Here is a 19,161-nt window from a genome sequence, read left to right on the forward strand (position 1 = left end):
CTACTACGGAGTGCGAATCACCATTACCCCACTGGGCAGGCTGCGCGGGCTTTTCAGAGAGTGGTTCCTCGTTCCACCCGACTTTCATCCAGCGATACCGGTGTGCATCTACGGACATGGCGTCGAACCTAAACGTATTGCCGCGGCGATCAACCGGTACGCCCGCGAAGCAGAATGGGAACGTCGGCCGACGTTGAGACAGATCATCGACGGGATCGACGAACGGTGGATCAGTGGCACTATGACGAACTCGGAAACAGGGTTGGTGGTGTACGCGCGGCTCTGCCTGAGATTTGAGGAGCGGATCCGCGGCGCAGTTCCTGTCACCATCATTGCTCCGGAGCCAGAGACCATGACAGTGGGGGCAACTGGCGGAGATCTGGTGAATCCGGGAGTTGACAATTGACGATGTCGATCACCGTGAACTGTGATGCGTGTGGAACTACTCGAGAAGTTCCGGCGAACTACTTGTCATCGTGCAGTGTCGTGAGATCCGCGATCGAGCCAGGGTGGACACATTCCGTCGACGAGAACTACTGCTCGAATTGCGCTGCAGTGAGGGCGCAGACGTGGCCTCGAGAATCCGAGGGAGGGACTCCATGAGCATCACTGAAATTCGGCCACTAGGTGCCGTTGATGGGGTGAAGGCTCCTGTGTCTCACTCGATTCATGCGATTCCCGGTAACACCACGCTCGACGAACTCACGGAATTCGCGTGGAAGGATCTCTCGACTCCCGACAAGGCGATTGGTGCATACCGGTTGGTGTCTCTCGCCGATGACCCTGATGTGTGGGAGCAACTCGGCTCTCTCACTTACGCGCGATTCGTCGACGTCGGTGCATTCGCTGCCGTCTATTCCGAGGGGCACTGGATACCGCTCTCGTGTGGGCAATGGCTGGTGCGCACACACGACGATGACCTCATCGTTGTCTCCGACGAGGACCTCCGGCTCGGGTACGAGTTACTCGGGTGAAAGAAAAAGAGCCGTCGGAGCGCTCGCCAGGGAAGGTCGTTGACCTTGGTCTTATGTTCGTCGATTGCTTGCAGGCACCTGAGCTGTCCAGGTCCGTCTCTACTGTCCGGATCGCACTGAAAGTCCCCGCGGTCATCGAGACAGTTGTTCCCCTCGGCCGCACCAACATCCGGCAAAGGAAGACATCATGGACATCGCATCACTCATCGTCGGCGTCGCAGTAGCCGGCGCATCGGCAGCGCAGGGAGCTGGCGTAGAGCCAGTCATCACCGACACCATCACCTCGGTAGTCGAGGAACAGGCACCGGCTGCCTCCCAGTTCATTCCAGATCCGCAGCCGTACCTGGACCAGGCAACAACTGCCCTGACGCAGCTGCAGGAGCAGATTCCTCCTGCGTGGCAGTCCGAGGCGGAAAGTGCGCTACCCCCGGAACTGAAAGACGCTGCGGCGCAGATACAAGAGATCCTCCCGCCGCAGGCACAGGCTCTGATCCCCGACGTCGCCCTTCCTGCTCCCGGACCGGACTCGGTTCCGCCGGCCGGCTCGGCGCCGAACGGATCCGCTGTCGAAGACGCATCGGCAAATGACACGACACCTGCCGGAGGGCCTGCGCTTCTGCCCTCCGTGTTCAGCGCACAACCATCTAACGCTGCCGGGATACCCTCGCTCACAGGCCTGTTCGCACCGTCGGCGGTGCCGGATCTGAAGTTCGATCCCAACCTTCCTCGCAATGTTGAGTTCGCTCGCGCTGTCATCGAAGCTGCGATGCGGGCACTCGGGCTTCCCTACCAGTGGGGCGGCGGTTTGTTGACCGGTCCGTCGATGGGTGATGGAACGGGCGGCCCGATCGCCGGTTACGACTGCTCCGGACTGAGCCGCTTCGCGTACTTCATCGGAAGCGGCGGAACCAAGGTGCTGCCTCGGACGTCGCAGGAGCAGTTCCGCGCCGGACACCAGATTCCGATGAGCCAGGCACAGCCGGGTGACCTGCTGTTCGGGAATTGGCAGGCTGACGGCGCCAATCATGTCGCGATCTATCTCGGCGAGGGCAAGATGATCGAGGCACCTCAGACCGGTCAATTGGTGCAGATCAGCGCAGTCCGTTCGGACATGATCCCGGCCAGGTTCCTCTGATGACGGACCTATCTTCCACTGTGAGTAACTGCCGGGCCGAGCGGCCAGGTCGCAGTGTTTCGACGCTCAGTGGTGTCGGGGCCGCCGCCCTGATCCCGGCGGCGCTGACGACGCTATTGATTCAGTGGGGGCCTGCAGCGGCGTCTGCGCTCACTCACAGTGGGAGGGGATGACAGGGCGTATTCAACCGGTCGTCGCAACACCTACCCGATAGAGGTGTTCGATGAGAGCCATCGAGAGGCAGAAACGAGTCCGGGAATATCGAGGACAGATCGCTTCACCAGGGCGACCGACAATAGCCTGGCGTGAAGACCGGGTTCGCTTCTGGATCGCGATCGCCGGTGGAGCGAAAACCGTTGACGCGGGGATTACCGCCGGAGTGTCAGAGCCGGTCGCTCATCGTTGGTTCAAGCATGCTGGTGGAGTGAATCCGCAACTGCCCCCTAGTGTTTCTGGACGGTACATCTCCTCGTCCGAGCGTGAGGACATCGCGCTTTGGCGTGCGCAAGGCGAAGGAGTCCGACAAATTGCTCGCCGTCTGGGCCGCAGCCCGTCGACGATCTCGCGGGAGCTGCGCAGGAACGCGTCAACGCGAACCTACCGACTCGAGTACAAAGCATCGACAGCTCAATGGCATGCCGAGCGTCGTGCTCGCAGGCCCAGGGTCGCCAAAATGGTCATCAACGGTCGATTGCGTGAGTACGTGCAGGACAGGCTCAGCGGTGAGGTCCACACCACCACAGGGAAAGTCGTAGGTCCTGACGGTCCGTCTTGGGATGGGAAGAACAAACCCCATCGCGGAGATCGGGCGTGGGTGACGGGGTGGAGCCCCGAGCAGATCTCGAAACGGCTGCCGCTCGATTTCCCCGATGACGAATCGATGAGGATCTCAGCCGAGGCGATTTACCAGGCTCTTTACATCGAAAGCCGTGGCGGGTTGGAGCGAATGCAATCCTGGCATCTACGGCGAGGCAGGACCAAACGAATGCCCAGATCGCGTGCACGCCAGCAAACGTGGGCTCATGTCACTGCAGACACCGTGCTGGCTAAACGTCCGAAAGAGGTCGCTGATCGTAAACTCGCCGGCCACTGGGAGGGCGACTTAATCATCGGACTGAAGCGTTCTGCGGTAGCGACATTGATCGAGCGCACCTCCCGCTACGCGGTGCTCGTCCATCTCCCTCGCCAAAAAGGATACGGGATGATTCCCCCGAGGAAAAACGGCCCAGCACTGGCCGGTTACGGCGCCTTGACCATGAAAGACGCCCTGGCCAAGGCCGTCACCCCTCTACCGAAAACCCTCAGGCGGTCTTTGACATGGGATCGAGGCAAGGAACTCTCAGCTCACGCACTCTTCACCGAACAGACCGGTGTCCCAGTATATTTCGCTGATGCCAAGAGCCCATGGCAGCGAGGCAGCAATGAGCATCTCAACGGTTTGCTACGCCAGTATTTTCCGAAGGGGACCGACCTTTCCCGATGGAATTCCGCGGAGATCACCGCAGTGGCGAACGTGATCAACAACCGCCCCCGAGGAATCCTTGATTGGCGCACCCCCGCGGAGGTATTCGAAGAATTGCTACGATCTGCACAACAACACACTGTTGCGACGACCGGTTGAATACGCCCAGTGACGGACGGCGCACCCGACAGCACAGCCGCAGGCCACTACGATTTGCGTAACGACAGCGGAGAACCTCAACAGAGCACCGCTGAGATTGATGCGAGCACAACCTCGAGTGAAGGAGATACCACTGCCATGACCGCGACAACGCCGTCAAGCCACAAGAAGGCGCTGGAGACAGCACGCAAGGCCGCAGAATCGTTGGCGCAGGAGGCGATTGCAACGAGAGTCGCTCTCGTCGGTGCCATCGGCGAGGCGGAAGCTGAGCTTGCTGCCATCGACGCGGCACGGGTTGAGGCAGAGGACACGATCCGCCTCGCCCATGAACGCGCGCTCGCGGGCGGGTGGACCGTCAAGGAACTCGCCGCTATGGGATACAGCGCACCGAAAAAGAAGAAGGCCGCAGCGTCGAGTAAGCGATCCTCGTCGGCGCCGGCAGAAAACACGGCCGCCGCGAATGCACCCCAAACGTCCGAACAGAATCCCGCGCACGACAGCTCGGCCTAAAAAACGCACACCACGTGTACCCCCGGGTCCGTCTACATCGGGACTCGTCGCTGCGCCGCAAAAGCGTGAGAAAGCAGCCCGCCGTCGCACCCTTTCTGATCGGTGTGTCGTAGCCCTCGGCTAATCTCGAATGTGCGACGAGCAGCAGGTCGCCACACCGACCTAGACCGCAGCACAATCGGCGGTCCTGATCTTGTGAGGGAAGATTCCCCACGAGATTGGTCGAGGTGGCGACCTGCTGCTGTTTTTGTCTCCGTAGTGAGAGGGCAACGCCTAGTTGCAAACTGGGGTCGCGGACGGCTGCACATGTGTGAAAGGTTTAGCGGGTCAACACGAACCCACCAATTTTAGGAGCGCAATCTCATGGCTACAGTCAAGGATTCGACGACGTGGGCTATCCGAGCTTTGCACTACTCCGAACTATCGGACAACGCGATCGAAAAGGACGTGGATCGAGCGAATGTTTTTGCGACGCACGCCCTGGTTTATGCGACGCTGGCGGCCTCCGGTGTCGAGGTCCATTACAACTAAATCGCTGAGGGATTCGTGGAGCTTCCCTCTCGACAGGTGAAAACTGTTTGGGCGCAGCCCAATACTGCTGAAGACAGGCCTGTCTTCGATCGTATGTGGTTCGAGGTCAGACGAATTCACGGATCCGAGGGAGGACTCGTGCTAGCTCTTCGAAAAGCGCCGGCCATCCGCGTCTGAGTCTGGTGATGCGGCCGCGCTCGAGGAACGCTCCGTCAAGGATGTGTGAGACCCGTAGATGCTGCTCGGGCGTGCCGAGGCGGCGGAGCTTGTCGTAGACGGGGTTGACGGGAAGGTCGTGCGCGGCGATGTGCGACCAGATGTCCTCGCTACTCCAGTCCCAGACCGGCCCGAAAACGTGTGTGCCATCGGCTCGGTCGAGGGCGCCGCCATGTGTGAGTCGCTGCTGCGCTGCTGTGGTGCAGCAGTCGACGCATTCTTCGGTAACTCGGACGCGGAGAGCGTTGTAGTACATCGACCAGCGTCCGGTCCCTTTCGCTGATTCGTCGGCACGTACACCCCAGATCTCGCCCGATCCGTGAGTCTGATGTGCCGCGCGTGAGGGTGCTCCGATGAGAATGTCGCGGAGCGCTCGCGTCGTCGCTCGTGTGGGCAGGTGGTGATCCCATTCGCCGGAGTCCGCGAGGACGGTCAGCAGGGGTGGGTCGGCTCGGTGCACTTCGAGATTGAGGTTCCATGCGTCGGCGAGGTCGGCGATGTACTCGTAGGTCTGTGGGTATTCGAGCCCTGAATCGAAGAAGACGACAGGAATGTTCGGCTCGACCGCTGTGGTCAGGTGCAGGGCGACGAGTGAATCTTTGCCGCCGGAGAAGGCGAGATATCCGTCGTGATTGTCGAGGTGTTCCTCGATGCGCTCTTTGATCGCGGCCAGGTTGGGACGTGGGCGCCGCAGTGCGCGCAGTGTGGTCAGATCGAGCCCGTCCGCGCGAGGGGTGCCACTCATATCTCTGCCGCTTCCCTGGGTGCTCGATGAGTATTTCTGGCGTTGTTGTCACACGCGGCCCTTGGGGCGGATCTTCCTGTGTATGTAAGGCCTCGAAGCCGATCCGACTCGGGGCACCTGCACAGGAGGACGAGCGTGATGAAAGAAAAACTACAGGAGGTGACCTCGTGCGTGGAGGTCGTAGAGGCGGCGTTCGCATCGACGAATCGTTCATCTGAGAAGGACTCACTGCAGAGGGGGCGGTGTGCGCGCTGCGCGAAGGCCGACACACCGATCGAGCCCGCGCGGTCGGCGATCTCGCGAACCTTCACCGCATTCGACTCGTGGAAGGCTCCGACCGAGAAAGGTCTCTGCGCACCGTGCCGGTGGGCGTATCAGACGCCGGAGCTGCGAACCCGAATGCATCTGATCACCACCGCGCCGGCGATGACCGAACTGACGCAGCCGCGCCTGGCCCGGACCTTGTCGGCACCGTTGACGTCGGAGATCGCGCTGGTGGTGCCGTTGCGTCGCCCGGCCCGCAAACACATCCTGCCGCACGCCCGGTGGGGCGGCGTTGCTGTCGAAGACACCTGCTTGCCGTGGTCGGATCGGGATGTCGCAGCAGCTGCCGCGATGCGCCGACTGCGCTCTCACGGCTTCGGCGAACGCATGCTCGGCGAGAGCGCAGCCCCGTATGCAGTGCTTCGCACAGTACCGGCGCGTCGGTGGCCGGCGATCTTCGAGGACTGGGATCACTTGTCCGCGTACCGCCACGTCGACCGATGGTGGACGTTGGCGCTGTTGGCCACCAAACCGCCTCGCAGCAAGGCGCACGCATGACGACGCCGACCGACCGCTGGCTCGCTGCCGCTCCCGCAGGCCTCCCGCAGCTGCACGGTGTGGAGAACGTGGCCGAGCGGCTGCTGTTGCTGTTGCACTACGGCGTGGACTGGGATTCGTGGGTGGGCCGGCGCCGGGCGACGTACTGGACGCAGCATTTGCCGAACCGAGTCCGCGTTGCCACTTATGTCGGAGGAGCCGACCTCGATCGTTGGTGGTCGGTTGTCTCACGTTCGCTCGAATCCGAGCCGCGAACAACCGACGAACGGCTGGAGTTGGCAGCTCTTCTGCGCGCCGAATCGGAGCCGGTCCTGACACTGCTGCGGGAGCGTCCCACGGCCTATGTCCTGCGCACCCGCATCGTGGCCGAATCAGTTGCCGCTGCCCGCGCCGCGAGGAAGGTCAGCTGATGCGTTCGACCGTGAGATGGGATGTCGAACTGACTGCCCTGTCGTCGATCTCGCAGAAAGGCGAGGAGTCGGAAACGACGACGACACTGTTTCGCCGCGAACCGATCCTGCAGCCCGACGGGAGGAAAGTGCTGGTACCGGTCGTGTCGGGGAACTCGCTGCGGGGAGCATTGCGACGCACCGCCGAGGAGTTGTTCCGCGATGTGATCGGCTACGAAAGACAGATACCTCTCTCCGCGGCGCACGCACTGCGCAACGGCGGCAACCTGAGCAAAGTCGCCGGCGACTCACTGACCGGCCGCCGGCGTCAGCGCCTGCGCGAGTTGGTCCCGCCGATCAGTCTGTTCGGAGGAAACGGAGGCGGTGCGCCGCCGATCGACGGATGTCTCAAAGTCGGCAAAGTCGTTCCCCGAGTGAAGGAAACAGAATCGATCATGAGCAGGCCCTACCCGGGAGTGCTCATGTCGCAGTTCGAGCTCATGTCCCTGGAAAGTTACAGCCGCTTCGACGACGCCGGAACCAAGTCTTTCCCTGCGCCCTTCGATGCCGACACCGTGCCCGGTTCGGGAACTTCGGCGCACCAGACGTCGATGTTGATGCGCTTCGAGGTCGAGACGCTGCCCGCAGGAACACATTTCGAAACATTCCTGAGGCTGGACCGGGCAACCGACCGCGACATCGCCTTCTTCAGTGACGTGTGGGAACGATTTTCGCGAGACGGCTTCCTGGGTGGGCGCAGCGCGATCGGGCACGGCAGAGTCCGCGCCGAGTCGGAGCTGACCGTGTTGACCGGCCCCGGCCCGCAGGTCGCGGACTGGCGAGCGGAACTGGAACCGCTTCGAGAAGACGTGATCGAGGCATTGGGGTGGCTGACATGAACGCAGACACCGCCTTCGCTCCCTTCCTGGTCAGGGCCCATCTCTCGACAGGGTTGGCACATGCAAGCCCCTGGGGGATCGCCTTGGACGGCATCCTCGCCGCGGAGCTGTGGGCCGACCACAAAGCAGGCGCCCTCGACCGCGGCGAATACGTGCCGGCGCTCTCGCCGGAGAAGACCCCGCCGGATCTCGAATTGCCTCTCGCGCGCTGCACTCTGGCGGGCGCGGACTGGCATTGGTGCGCGACGTGTTCGTTCCCCGAAGACCCGGCCGGAGATCCGGTGGTGCGGCACTGGGCGAGCAGAACTGATCACCGAGGGCTCGAGGAACTCGCGTCGAGCGTGCCGGCAGTGATCTCGGACCGGCAAGGCCGCTACCGGGCGAGGTACATGCCGTTGATGATCACCAATTCCCGAACTGTCACCTGGCGCGGTGTGGGTGACCTGACGGCCGTCGCGGCGATAGTGTCCGGTCTCGATGTGATTGGGAAGAAACGCGCGCACGGTGAGGGTCGCGTTTTGCGGTGGGAGTTCGAGAACCGTGCAGGTGAGGATCTGTGGGAGTTCTCGCACGAGCACGCTGACGGGACGCTGGGACGCACGACACCGGCATCATGTGTGGCCTCGCGAGATGCGCCGGTCACCTCGGGGTTCGGGTTGGCTGGTGTTCGTCCGCCGTACATGCACCCGACGCGAATGCGCGAACTTCACCTGCCGAGGTAGCGGTATTGGAAGGGGGACTGGTGGCTTGTTACTCGAAACGGGTAACAGGTCGTATTCGTCAAATTTTGCGGCTCACCGGGGGGCTCGACCGGCTGGACCCTGGGTGGTGCGATGAGCGTGAGGATCTGCTTGGGGGCGGCATCGATCTCGGAGAAGGGGTGCCGGACGTCCTCGGGGATCGGTTCGTTGCTGAGGACAGCGGAGACGTAGGCAGGGAGTTCAGCGCGGTCGAAAATCCTGATTCGCTGTTGCGCGAAAAGCTCGTCGGAAGATTCGTGCCGAGATATGGCAATCTTCTGCGCGTCCTTCCATTCTTCGGGCTGCCCAGGTCTCTCTACGCCCATCCAGTCGTCGAGGTAGTGGCGATAGTTCCGCGTGAACCAGTCCTGGCTTTGTGCAAGGGCTTTCATTGTCACGGAGTTGACGAGCAATGAATATGCCGCGCTGGTCGAATCGAACGTGCCAAGCGAGTCTCTGTTGGCATCTTGCATAACTGTCCACTGAGCAAATTGCATGAAGGTCAGCGGGGAAGGCCCTGGTGGCGGTGGCACGTCGTGTGTGGCGACACGGTCGTTTGCCAGGCACGACCAGGGGAGCGCGTACTCACGGATCGCGGCTAGGGGGACATCATCGATTAGCCCCTTGGTACGTGGGAACCGCTTGAGAAATACATCTGCGCTGACAGCAGTGATTCGGTCACCGGAGGGACCGAGGCAGCATCTGTGATCGCTGTACCGGACGCCGCGAGCCGCAGGGTTGTAGAGCGCATAAAGACTCTGCGCTCCGCTCTTGCGGGCGTAGAGGTCGAGTAGGTCGATCTGCTGCATGCCGGAGGATCGAATTTTGTGCTTGATCTTGTACTTCCCGGCCGGATGCGCCTTCGGCGTTTGAAGCTTCTTGGCTTGGATGACGAGCTGAAACCATTTATTCGATCCGTCCGAAATCCACCATTCCCAGTCCGCCCCGTAGCGGGATTCCTCTCTGTGGCTGAAGGCTCCGACGTGGAGTTCGGGAATGGTCTTCGCGAGGTTCAACAAGATCCGCTCGGTAGTTCCTTCTTCACCCTGGCGGATGTTGTGACGTTCTCCATCCCTGAAGTTTCGGCCGGCGCTTTGTGCATTCCTGAACAACGCTGTTGCGAGCCGTGTCATGACTGGGCCAGGCGCGGAAGAAGTTGGAGTCGGCACGTGTATCCCATCGGTCGGTTGTGGGCCGCCGGACAAGGGTTGCCGGCGTCAGAGGATCGCATGTCCGGGCGCGAACGCTTAGAAATCTACCGGTCGTTTTGCAGTACACAGAAGTGTACTGATCTGGTAGGACGCCGCTTCGCGTCCACGATGTGAAAGTCGAAAAGGGTGGCCGGCCGTCCGCTCCGGTTCACGCAGTCCAGGTCCCTCGCTACCGTTCGCCCATCAATCCGAGAGGCCGATGTGTAGAGGAGATGTGGTTTCGATGACCATCACCGAGATTCACCCAGGCGATATCGCTGGGAATGTCGATTGGCAGGAGCGAGCTGTGTGCCAACGTACTGATCCCGAAGCATTCTTTCCGGAACCCGGAGAAGCTGTCCGGCCGGCGAAACGGGTCTGCGCAGGATGCGAGGTTCGTGTCGACTGCTTGGCATTCGCATTGGCGAACGACGAGCGTTTCGGTGTCTGGGGTGGGTTGACCGCCTCGGAGCGGCGCCGTCGCTACCCGCGGGTGCAGCCGTGACCACCCACGTGGACTTCACCCATACCTCGTACGCGGAGGCCGCGAAATATGCCGATTCCATCAAACTCGCTCGGTACATCTGGGATCGAGGGATTTGCGGCACAGAGCTCCTCCGCCTCAGTGGAGCTACCCGCCGAGCACTCGCCAAAGCGGCTGTTGTGAACCCGCCTTGTACCTCGGAAACGTGGGCGACGGTGGCGGATCTTGTGTCAGAACAATCAGCGTGGGCGGGCGTTCACCCAGATGATCCGGGTTCTGTTCCGTTGCACGCAGACGAGCATGAGGCGCGGATTTCGTGGATCCGGCCAGCAAGCGAAATCGGTCCCTCGCGTGGGTGATCTTCTGTTCATGGCAGGAGCCTCGATGACATGCCTGTTGGGCGTTGCCGGCCTCATGGTTGCCCTTCGAGGGGCTAAGGATGCGACTGACGAAGACGAAGTGCTCGGGCCTGGAGCAGAGTTGATCCAGGAAATGCGATGAACGACTCGCAGCTCACGCTTTTCGACATTGAACTGGGCGATGTTGTTGCTGTTCGCGAGTGGACAGAGCGCATGATCCCGGCGATGTGGACTGCACCGTGGGATTGCGCAGGCGGGATACAGAAGGGCGCAGTACTGAGCGGATGGCAGTGTCCGGCCTGCCGAGTCGTCGAGCCCAACGCGTATCTGCTCGACAACAATCACGGGATAGACCCTGAGCGGCCGGGACGAGAAGATCGGCTGACTCGGTGCCTGCGTATGGAGCTACGTGAAAGTACGGCTGATGATCGGAGGGCTCAGTAAATGTCGAGCGGTCTCTCCCGCAAACCGCGCGAAATCAGAACGATCGCACGCAGAGTGGAGACATAAGTCCCGCTATGGGAGAGCGGTAGCGACTGGCCAACCCGCTGAGACAAGTGGTGTTGATCTACCGCAGGCTCGCCGCCTCGCCGAAACCGAGGTGGTCACCGGAGCCGGTCCAAGACAACGGCGGCCCGCTACCCAGCCTGTGCAAGGCAAGGGGGCCGGTGCGGGCCCACTGCACACGCCTACGTGGAGGCTGGACGCTCCGGCATCTTCATCATGATCAGCTCCGCACCGTCCTTGTAGCGGTACGCCCACTGACCGTCCTTCGTCATCACCGTGCCGGCCTGGCCCTCGTCCGGGGCCGGGCTCCACCCCTGAGTCTGATCCGGTTCTGCAGTCTCGCTCATTTCACTATTGTCTCAACCTCCGAAAACCGGCCGAAACCAGTACAAACCAGCGCACAGTGGACGGTATGAGCGCCACCGCCGGAAAGCCAGTGCCGCCGATGCTCGCCACTCTCGGGCAGCCCCCGACAGGGGAGCGCTGGGCCTTCGAATCGAAATGGGATGGCCAAAGAGCAATAGCAACAACAGGTTCCGTGCATCCGATGCTCTGGTCGCGCAACGGTAACAACATCAGCGCATCATTCCCCGAGATCGTCGATGCACTCCGCTCGGTGCTCGAACACCGAGAAACCGTCCTCGACGGGGAAATCGTCGCCCTCGGACCGGACGGTGTGCCGTCCTTCTCCCTGTTGCAACGCCGGATGCACGTGCTCAGACCCACCGCACAGCTCCGCAACGAGGCCGTGACCTCGTATTACGTGTTCGACGTCCTCGACATCGACGGCACATCAACCAGCGATCTGCCCTATCTCGAGCGCCGCGAGGCGCTCGCCAATCTCAGTCTCGAACACCCGCGCATCAAAGTCCCACCGCACTGGCTCAACGTCGACGGACCGACCATGCTCGAGGTGGCGCGCAAACACCATCTGGAAGGTATCGTGGCCAAGAACATCTCCTCGATCTATCAGTCCGGCAAGCGATCTCGCGACTGGATCAAAACGCCTCTGAGAGCTAATTGTGAGGCCGTAGTGTGCGGCTTCCTCCCCGGCTCGGGAGGTGCGGCAGGAGGAGTCGGATCGTTGATCCTCGGCGCTCACGACGATTCAAGGGTCCTCAGATATATCGGAAACGTTGGTACGGGTCTGACCGATCGACAGCGGCGCGAACTACGAGACAAGCTCGTCGAACTCCATCAGCCGATCAGCCCGTTCACTATCGAGCCGCCGCGAGCGGTCACCCGCAATGCATCCTGGTCGAGGCCGATCCTTGTCTGCGACGTGGAATACCGCGAGTACACCGGTGGCAGCCTTCGGCACCCATCCTTTCGAGGGCTGCGCAACGACAAGACCGCCGATGAGGTCAACGTACCGGGTCGTCACTGAGTCACTGCAACAGTGCAAATCAGAAAGATTCGCTGATGGACAATTTGGTGGTTGTATTGGAGCCCGTTTCCGCAGCCTAAGTAAACGACGGGATCATCTACGAGCCAGGATGTACCAAACCAGAATGGCCAGGAGGGATGCCAGCGAGCAATACGCGAGGAAGCCTCCCATATCAATCCAGGTGCGTTCACCGAAGGGTCCTGGGCTTTATCAGCGAAACCTGGACTTCACGACTGCTGCGTCGGGCGAGGTGGATCCACCACACAGCAACATTGCCCACGCTCCATCCCAGCAGTAGCCACCGAAGCGCCCTGTTGGCTTTGTCGACTGAAGTTCGGTCCTCACTGCGTTGGCGCATGATTTAGTCTCCATCGTCGGCCGGAATACAGCACCTTTCGAATACTGCACATCCGCCAGTCGACCTCCCCGGCCGCCACTGATCGCCACCGGATATGACGAAGCCGCCGGCCCCGAAAAGGGTGTCCAGCGGCTTCACAGGGTCGGTGCCCGTCTTGCGCCTCTCGGCAAGTGGCCGCTCGAAGCGGCATTTCTGGGGTGGTACCCGGGGCAAAGAACCGAACACCGACAGCCTCTACAACGAGACGATGCGCGAACTTATTCCGCGCTGCTGACCAGCAAAGAAGGTCATTTTCGGGTGATGATCGAGCGCAGTACGAAACGGAAGACAACCGCGGTGCCGGCTCCGACCACAACGCCGGCCACCACTTCGGCAAGGAGAACCCCGACCGTGACACCGAGGACTGTGGCGGACGCGACCGCCAACGCGACATCGGCAGGTGCCGGCCGGGGACCGTTGATCGCACAACCCCTTTCCCTGCTTGTGATGTATTTGCTGAGATCATCACACGCCATGCGAGCGTGGAAGTAGGACCCACGCTGTTCAATGGGATAGGAACCGACTACGAGGAGGTCAGGCCATGTGCGGGCGCTACGCCAACCGAAGCTCAGGTAAGGAATTGCAGTCGTTTTTCGACACGATGCAGACTGTCGGCGACGAACTGCCCCCGTCGTACAACGTCGCACCCACTCAGCCCGTCCGCGTGATCCTCGAACGAACCCCACGCGAGGAACCCGGCGCCGAGCCCCAGCGCCAGCTCAGGACGGTCAAATGGGGCTTGCTCCCTGCTTGGTCAAAAGACCGGAAGATGGCGTCCAAGCTGATCAACGCCCGCAGTGAAAGCGTCACGGAGAAGCCCTCATTCAGAAGTAGTGCTTCCAAAAGGCGTGCCATCATCCCGGCCACGGGATACTACGAGTGGATGAAAAGTGAAGCAGGGTCGAAGGTTCCCTATTTTCTTCACGGCGAGGACGACATTCTCGCGATGGCCGGGCTCTACGAGTTGTGGCCCGATCCTGAACTGCCCGAAGATGATCCGAACAAGTGGGTATGGACCTGCACAGTCTTGACTCGGCCAGCCTCAGATTCCTTGGGACACATACACGACAGGTCCCCGCTGATTCTGCCTGAATCGTTCTGGGAACACTGGCTCGATCCGAATCTCACCGACAAAGGTGAAGTCCAGGCCATGATCAACTCCGTTCCGGAGTCGCACCTCGAACCGTACGAAGTCTCGACCGCGGTGAACTCTCCGAGGAATAACGATCCGAGTTTGCTGGAGCCGATCGCTGGACCGGCGTAAAACCCAACCGCTCCCGACTCTGTTTTTATCGAACCTGTGTTCGAGTATCCTGGTGGGCGGGAAGTGCGTGCGGATCCAGGAAAGCGGGGCGACGATGAACCAAAAGCCCCACTCGTCAGCAACAACAGTGCTGACCAAGGCGGAAAAGCTCGAACAGCTACGCCGCAAGATGGCCTCGATCCCTGCCCGCGCGGACGGCACCGAACCAGCTACTCCGTCGGTGATGCTCAAACCCGTAGGCGAGCGTGAGCCAACTCCGATCGTGGCCACCGCGCAATCGACTCTCCGGATGCTTCCCGTTCCGGAGCCGATCGGTGATCTGCTCCCACGCGGGGGGTTGGCACGAGGGACCGTCGTCAGTGTCGACGGCGCAGCCTCGGTCCTGATCGGCCTACTCGCCACCGTCACCGCTGCCGGTGGGCACGTGGCGGTGATCGGAATGCCCGGTCTCGGACTTCTCGCCTTCCACGAGCAAGGGGGCGACTTGGCGAAGGTCGCGCTCGTGCCGCAGCCCAAGGATGCTGGAATCGACTGCGCCGCAATTCTGTTGGAGGGTTTCGACGTGGTTGTCCTGGGCCTCTCTGGTGGCGCTGTAACGCCCTCTCGCGGAAGGGCTGTGGCCGCGCGTGCGAGGAGTAAGGGATCGCTGTTGATTGTCACTGAAGGGCAATGGGACGGTCCGGATCTGCGGATCTCGTCGCGGGTGGCCGGATACACAGGACTCACGGCGGGGAGAGGGCGTGTGACAGGGGTTCGGCTCGACGTCGCGGCCGTCGGCAAAGGATTTCAACAACGCACCGGCAGCCTGGAGATCCGGGACGAGAGCGGACAGCTCCGCTGGGCGACCGTCGACGACACCGCCCTCGCATCGACACCGCCATTGAGGGCTGCACAGTGATCAACACTGACCACTGGACCGAACGCTGGCCCGATCACCCCGTGATCAGGACATTCGACGAGCCGAGGGCAGTGAAAGTCGACATCGGCCGCGCGCTCCCGCTCGGGCGTGGGGGAGCATCACGCGCCGATCACGTGAGCATGCGGGTGAAAACGTCCGCGCTGTACATGTCCGGATACCTGGACGGAATTTTGAGGTACTGGGCGGGAAAATGCACGATGGCCAATGGTTGGCTTGTAGACAGACTTTGCGGTTGACCATTGACCACATCTGCAAATGTGGGTGGGTGAAGCTTTGAGGAGACGAGACTTTCGGTAGACGATGCCATCACGTCGGTTTCAGACTCCGAGAGTCCGGACGACATGGTGTGCATCGCGGCCCACCCCACGTAGGGACGCGGACGAGAGGCTTCGTTGCCATTCCAGTCCCACGTACCCGAGCCCGGGGTGGGTGGTGGACAGACCTTTCTTGTGGCGGGGACGGCCGGTGTCGGTGAGTGCCCCTAGTTCTGTGAGGTAGTCCAGGTTGGGGGTGTATCCGGTGGCGAGGATGACCGCGTCGACGGTTGTTGTGGTGCCGCCGGGCCAGAAGGCTTGGTTTCCTTCGAGTTTGGTGAACATGGCGCGGCGTTGCGGTGCGTCGGCGGTGAGCGCGGCGCGGTAGCGGCCGGTGTCGAACACCGGCGACGTCGGTGGCCGCGAGAGGAGATGCCCGATCGGGAGGGTGTCGATTCCGGTGTACTTGAACCAGAAATGCATGTCGCGACGTAGAGGGCGTTGCGGCGCGAATGTCACGGGTTTTCGGCTGGCCAGGATCACATCGGCTGTTTCGGCGAGCTCGGCAGCGATCTGTACTGCCGAGTTCCCGGCTCCGACGACGATGACGTTCTGCCCCGTGTAGGTGGTGGGTTCGCGGTAGTCGGCGGCGTGCACAACAGTCCCGGTGAAGGCATCGAGCCCCTTCAGTGCGGGAATGTGGGGAGTGCCGAATCCTCCTGTGGCGGCAATGATTCGAGGGGCAGTGAAGATGGATCCGCTGTCGGTCCGGACGGTGAACTGGCCCTCGCTGGTGGTGACCGTGTCGGCTCGCTCGTTGACGTGGAAATCCACATCGAGAGTCTTCGCGTAACGCCGGAGATAGTCGACGACTTCGTCGCGGCCGGGATAGCGGTCACCGTCGCCGCCGAACGGTAAACCGGGGAGGGAGCTGTACTTTGCTGGTGAAAACAAAGTGAGGCTGTCGTAGTACTGCGGCCAGGATCCGACAGGTTCGCTACCAGCTTCGACGATTGCGGTGTCGAGCCGCTGGCGGCGCAGATGATGCGCTGCGGCCAAGCCGGACTGACCGCCCCCGACGACGATCGCGTCGTAGTGCGTCATGAGAGTTCTCTTTCGGTCAGGAAGTGATCGGAATCGTTGTGATGGTGCGGAGGGCGGGGATGGTTGCTGCGCTGATCACCGCGCCGACCAGGGCGATCGCTCCAAGGACGAGGTAGGCGTGGGCGTAAGTACCGGTCCAGGTGGAAAGCACGGCGCCGGCCCACGGCGCCAAGGCCATGACGATGACGATCGGCGCGGACATCAGCCCGTTGAGGCGCCCGTAGTGTTCACCGCCCCAGCGGTCGGTGATGGCGGTGGCCTGTATCAACGTGAAGATGCCGCGGACCAGTCCGGCGCCGACGGCGATGCCGATCAACGCCGCCGCCGAGCTCGCCAGACCTAACCACGCGGTGCTCAGGGCGGCAACGACGATGACCGATACCGTGCGTACGCGGACACTGGTTTTCGCTGCGAGCGGTAGGTAGAAGATGCGGCCGATGACCTGACCGGCGCCGCCCAATCCGAGAGTGAGTGCGGCGAGGCTGGGACTGAAACCGCGTTCGATCAGCAGCGGTACGAGGTTGAAGACGCCGGCGGATGCGGCGAAGGCAGCTGCAGCGAGGGCGACGAGCAGAGCAAGAAATGGGATGCTGCGGGAGGTGCGGTGATAGTCGCCGGGCTGCGCATGGGGTAGCCGGTCGGGGTTGGGCCATCCGCCACGCAAACCCCAGATATGTCCGGGGATGGTGATCACAGCCAGTATGACCGCGAGGATCAGGTAGGTTGTGCGCCAATCGAATCGATCGGCCAGAGCGACAGACAGCGGCGCGAAGACGGTACTGGCCAGACCCGCGGCGAGGGTGAGAATCATCAGTGCTTTGACGTAGTTGTCGCCGTACCAGCGAGTCAGTGCGGCGAATGCCGGTGGATACAGCACCGCGCCCATCGCGATTCCGGCGAACACCCAACCCGCGAAAAACAGTGGGAGGGTGTGAGCTGTCGCGATGACCACCAGTGCGGGTACAGCGAGTACAGATCCTGTGGTCATGACCCAGCGGGGCCCGTGGCGATCGAGGATCCGTCCCACCGGTATGCCGACGGCGGCGGCGGCGAGTTGGCTGACCGAGAACGCCGCCACGATCACAGCGCTCGACCATCCGGTATCGCGGGAAATGGCTACCGACAGAACGGGAAACGCGTAGTACAGAATCCCCCAGCTGGTGATTTCGGTCAGACACAGCGCCACCAGGACCCGCCGCAGCCCCGACGGATCGAGGCTGACGGGGCGAGGCGGATCTTCGATGGTCGTCATCGGCTGTGCCCTATCCGCAGGAGTTGGAACTGCCGGAGGGACTGGACAGCGAGATCAGCTCCGGAGCAGGTGCGGCGCAGCAGCCACCCTCGGATTCCGCGGTATCGGGTTCGTCGAAAACACCAGCGCCGCCGCAGACTCCGGTTTCCGGGAGGATCAACTCCACCCGGGCGGCGGCCTCGTGATCGCCGGCGAGTTCGGCGGCGATGCTGCGTACCTGCTCGTACCCGGTCATCGCCAGGAACGTCGGCGCGCGGCCGTAGCTCTTCATCCCCGCCAGGTACATACCCGGTTCGGGATGGCGAAGTTCTTTCGCGCCGTGCGGATAGACCGTGCCGCAGGAGTGGACGTTCGGGTCGATCAGAGGCGCCAACTGTGTCGGGGCCTGCAGCACGGGGTCGAGGCCGAGTCGGATTTCCGACAGCCACGACAAGTCGGGGCGGAATCCGGTCAAGGTGACGACGTTGTCGACGTTCTCGATCCGGGTGCCGGCATCGGAGACCAGTGCGAGCTGACCATTGTCGGCGGATTCGACGGCGGCGGTGCGGAAACCGGTGACCACGGTGAGAAGTCCGTCGTCGACAGCCTTCTTCGCGCGGAGTCCGAGTGCGCCGCGAGCGGGCAGCTCGTCCGACTCACCGCCGCCGAACGCGGAACCGATAGCCCCGCGGCGAACAGCCCACGTGATGCGCGTACCGGGGGCTTGCTTTTCGAGTCCGGCTAGCGCGACGATGGCAGTCAGTGCGGAATGGCCGCTGCCTGCGATGACGGTGTGTTTCCCGGCGAACTGGGCACGGATCGCCTCGTCGTCGAGGTCGGGCACACGGTAGGTGATCGCGGCAGCGGCAGCCCTCTCGCCGAGGGCGGGCAGTCCTTCCCCGCCGAGCGGGTTCGGGGTGCCCCAGGTGCCGGAAGCATCGACGACGGCCTGGGCGAAGACGCGGTCCTCGCTGCCGTCGGCGCGGCGCAGGTGGATGGAGAGAGGTTCGGTATCGCGGCCGGCGTCGACGACCAGGTCGCGGCCACGTCGGGCGACGCCGATCACCTCGGTGTCGAACTGCACCGCATCACCGAGGGCGGCGGCGAGGGGTTCGAGGTAGAGCTGACGCCACTGCTGTCCGGTCGGGTACGCATCTACGTCGGGAGCGCTCCACCCGTTCTGCTCGAGCAGACACTGCGCGGCGGGATCGACGAGTTCGGACCAGCGGGAGAAGAGCCGGACGTGATTCCATTCGGCGATCGCCGTACCGGCGACGGCGCCTCGCTCAAGCACCAGCGGCGTGAGTCCTCGTTCGCGCAGTTGCGCGGCGGCGGCGAGGCCGATCGGTCCAGCTCCGATCACGACAACGGGTAGTTCGGTCATCACAAATTCCTTTCATCGACAATGATCGATCTTTAATTCGAACTGTATCGATATCAGTCGATGAATGCAACCATCGACGAAGGTCGATATAGTGTGTGC

At 62.3% G+C, this 19,161-nt stretch carries 23 protein-coding genes; 16 read left to right on the forward strand and 7 right to left on the reverse strand.

What is annotated here, in order from left to right; translation table 11 throughout:
- The first annotated feature begins 10 nt into the window (after positions 1-10).
- From ACSW29_RS29375 to ACSW29_RS29400, 6 genes are all read left to right on the forward strand, one after another.
- Positions 11-406 carry a hypothetical protein gene (locus tag ACSW29_RS29375; protein ID WP_011331667.1) on the forward strand — a complete coding sequence of 132 codons (396 nt, stop codon included), beginning with the start codon at positions 11-13 and terminating at the stop codon, positions 404-406.
- Between the two features lie 193 nt (positions 407-599).
- Complete coding sequence (locus tag ACSW29_RS29380) at positions 600-974, forward strand: hypothetical protein (protein ID WP_011331666.1); 375 nt, start codon at positions 600-602, stop codon at positions 972-974.
- Between the two features lie 187 nt (positions 975-1,161).
- Positions 1,162-2,109: a C40 family peptidase gene (locus ACSW29_RS29385; RefSeq protein ID WP_011331664.1), complete on the forward strand. Its 948-nt coding sequence runs from the start codon at positions 1,162-1,164 to the stop codon at positions 2,107-2,109.
- A 223-nt stretch (positions 2,110-2,332) separates the two neighbouring features.
- The gene (locus tag ACSW29_RS29390; RefSeq protein ID WP_051649791.1) at positions 2,333-3,730 is read left to right on the forward strand and encodes an IS30 family transposase; all 1,398 of its coding nucleotides are present in this window, start codon (positions 2,333-2,335) and stop codon (positions 3,728-3,730) included.
- Positions 3,731-3,868: 138 nt separating this feature from the next.
- Positions 3,869-4,240 carry a hypothetical protein gene (locus ACSW29_RS29395; RefSeq protein WP_229757323.1) on the forward strand — a complete coding sequence of 124 codons (372 nt, stop codon included), beginning with the start codon at positions 3,869-3,871 and terminating at the stop codon, positions 4,238-4,240.
- A gap of 363 nt (positions 4,241-4,603) precedes the next feature.
- Complete coding sequence (locus tag ACSW29_RS29400; protein ID WP_003941561.1) at positions 4,604-4,771, forward strand: hypothetical protein; 168 nt, start codon at positions 4,604-4,606, stop codon at positions 4,769-4,771.
- 106 nt (positions 4,772-4,877) lie between these two features.
- On the opposite strand, the gene ACSW29_RS29405 is transcribed toward ACSW29_RS29400, so the two are convergent.
- Entirely contained in the window at positions 4,878-5,732 is an 855-nt protein-coding gene (locus tag ACSW29_RS29405) for a phosphoadenosine phosphosulfate reductase domain-containing protein (RefSeq protein ID WP_003941564.1), read from the reverse strand.
- Positions 5,733-5,903: 171 nt separating this feature from the next.
- Between ACSW29_RS29405 and ACSW29_RS29410 the strand changes: the two genes are divergently transcribed.
- From ACSW29_RS29410 to ACSW29_RS29425, 4 genes are read left to right on the forward strand one after another with little or no spacing between them, the layout of a single operon-like run.
- The gene (locus tag ACSW29_RS29410; RefSeq protein ID WP_257207812.1) at positions 5,904-6,554 is read left to right on the forward strand and encodes a hypothetical protein; all 651 of its coding nucleotides are present in this window, start codon (positions 5,904-5,906) and stop codon (positions 6,552-6,554) included.
- Positions 6,551-6,964, forward strand: coding sequence for a hypothetical protein (locus ACSW29_RS29415; RefSeq protein ID WP_003941562.1), 414 nt, complete (start codon positions 6,551-6,553; stop codon positions 6,962-6,964). The genes ACSW29_RS29410 and ACSW29_RS29415 overlap by 4 nt, the downstream gene beginning before the upstream one ends.
- Positions 6,964-7,842, forward strand: coding sequence for an RAMP superfamily CRISPR-associated protein (locus tag ACSW29_RS29420; protein ID WP_011331662.1), 879 nt, complete (start codon positions 6,964-6,966; stop codon positions 7,840-7,842). The genes ACSW29_RS29415 and ACSW29_RS29420 overlap by 1 nt, the downstream gene beginning before the upstream one ends.
- Entirely contained in the window at positions 7,839-8,564 is a 726-nt protein-coding gene (locus ACSW29_RS29425) for a hypothetical protein (RefSeq protein WP_011331661.1), read from the forward strand. The genes ACSW29_RS29420 and ACSW29_RS29425 overlap by 4 nt, the downstream gene beginning before the upstream one ends.
- Here ACSW29_RS29425 and ACSW29_RS29430 read toward each other — a convergent pair.
- On the reverse strand, positions 8,549-9,715 hold the full coding sequence (locus ACSW29_RS29430; RefSeq protein WP_003944605.1) for a DUF6615 family protein: 1,167 nt from the start codon (positions 9,713-9,715) through the stop codon (positions 8,549-8,551). The two genes, ACSW29_RS29425 and ACSW29_RS29430, sit on opposite strands and share 16 nt — an antisense overlap.
- A gap of 301 nt (positions 9,716-10,016) precedes the next feature.
- Here ACSW29_RS29430 and ACSW29_RS29435 point away from each other — a divergent pair, with 301 nt between their 5' ends.
- The gene (locus ACSW29_RS29435) at positions 10,017-10,277 is read left to right on the forward strand and encodes a WhiB family transcriptional regulator (RefSeq protein WP_003944665.1); all 261 of its coding nucleotides are present in this window, start codon (positions 10,017-10,019) and stop codon (positions 10,275-10,277) included.
- A gap of 476 nt (positions 10,278-10,753) precedes the next feature.
- Positions 10,754-11,059 carry a hypothetical protein gene (locus ACSW29_RS29440; RefSeq protein WP_003944672.1) on the forward strand — a complete coding sequence of 102 codons (306 nt, stop codon included), beginning with the start codon at positions 10,754-10,756 and terminating at the stop codon, positions 11,057-11,059.
- Positions 11,060-11,304: 245 nt separating this feature from the next.
- On the opposite strand, the gene ACSW29_RS29445 is transcribed toward ACSW29_RS29440, so the two are convergent.
- Positions 11,305-11,469: a hypothetical protein gene (locus tag ACSW29_RS29445; protein ID WP_003944625.1), complete on the reverse strand. Its 165-nt coding sequence runs from the start codon at positions 11,467-11,469 to the stop codon at positions 11,305-11,307.
- Between the two features lie 65 nt (positions 11,470-11,534).
- On the opposite strand from ACSW29_RS29445, the gene ligD reads away from it, so the two are divergent.
- The gene (gene ligD / locus ACSW29_RS29450; protein WP_054827435.1) at positions 11,535-12,509 is read left to right on the forward strand and encodes a non-homologous end-joining DNA ligase; all 975 of its coding nucleotides are present in this window, start codon (positions 11,535-11,537) and stop codon (positions 12,507-12,509) included.
- 645 nt (positions 12,510-13,154) lie between these two features.
- Here ligD and ACSW29_RS29455 read toward each other — a convergent pair.
- Positions 13,155-13,382, reverse strand: a complete 228-nt coding sequence (locus ACSW29_RS29455) for a hypothetical protein (protein ID WP_037131601.1) — start codon at positions 13,380-13,382, stop codon at positions 13,155-13,157.
- A gap of 65 nt (positions 13,383-13,447) precedes the next feature.
- Here ACSW29_RS29455 and ACSW29_RS29460 point away from each other — a divergent pair, with 65 nt between their 5' ends.
- From ACSW29_RS29460 to ACSW29_RS29470, 3 genes are all read left to right on the forward strand, one after another.
- The gene (locus ACSW29_RS29460; protein WP_003944653.1) at positions 13,448-14,170 is read left to right on the forward strand and encodes an SOS response-associated peptidase; all 723 of its coding nucleotides are present in this window, start codon (positions 13,448-13,450) and stop codon (positions 14,168-14,170) included.
- A gap of 94 nt (positions 14,171-14,264) precedes the next feature.
- Positions 14,265-15,068 (forward strand): hypothetical protein, encoded by an 804-nt coding sequence (locus ACSW29_RS29465; protein ID WP_003944658.1) that lies wholly within the window; start codon positions 14,265-14,267, stop codon positions 15,066-15,068.
- Positions 15,065-15,325: a hypothetical protein gene (locus tag ACSW29_RS29470; RefSeq protein ID WP_003944643.1), complete on the forward strand. Its 261-nt coding sequence runs from the start codon at positions 15,065-15,067 to the stop codon at positions 15,323-15,325. Before ACSW29_RS29465 ends, ACSW29_RS29470 begins: the two co-directional genes overlap by 4 nt.
- An 81-nt stretch (positions 15,326-15,406) precedes the next feature.
- Here ACSW29_RS29470 and ACSW29_RS29475 read toward each other — a convergent pair whose 3' ends face one another.
- From ACSW29_RS29475 to ACSW29_RS29485, 3 genes are read right to left on the reverse strand one after another with little or no spacing between them, the layout of a single operon-like run.
- Entirely contained in the window at positions 15,407-16,447 is a 1,041-nt protein-coding gene (locus ACSW29_RS29475) for a flavin-containing monooxygenase (RefSeq protein ID WP_003944645.1), read from the reverse strand.
- Between the two features lie 16 nt (positions 16,448-16,463).
- Positions 16,464-17,699, reverse strand: a complete 1,236-nt coding sequence (locus tag ACSW29_RS29480; protein ID WP_011331649.1) for an MFS transporter — start codon at positions 17,697-17,699, stop codon at positions 16,464-16,466.
- A 10-nt stretch (positions 17,700-17,709) separates the two neighbouring features.
- Positions 17,710-19,062: an NAD(P)-binding domain-containing protein gene (locus tag ACSW29_RS29485; protein WP_003944612.1), complete on the reverse strand. Its 1,353-nt coding sequence runs from the start codon at positions 19,060-19,062 to the stop codon at positions 17,710-17,712.
- Positions 19,063-19,161 lie beyond the last annotated feature (99 nt).

This window comes from Rhodococcus sp. GB-02 (assembly GCF_053470465.1).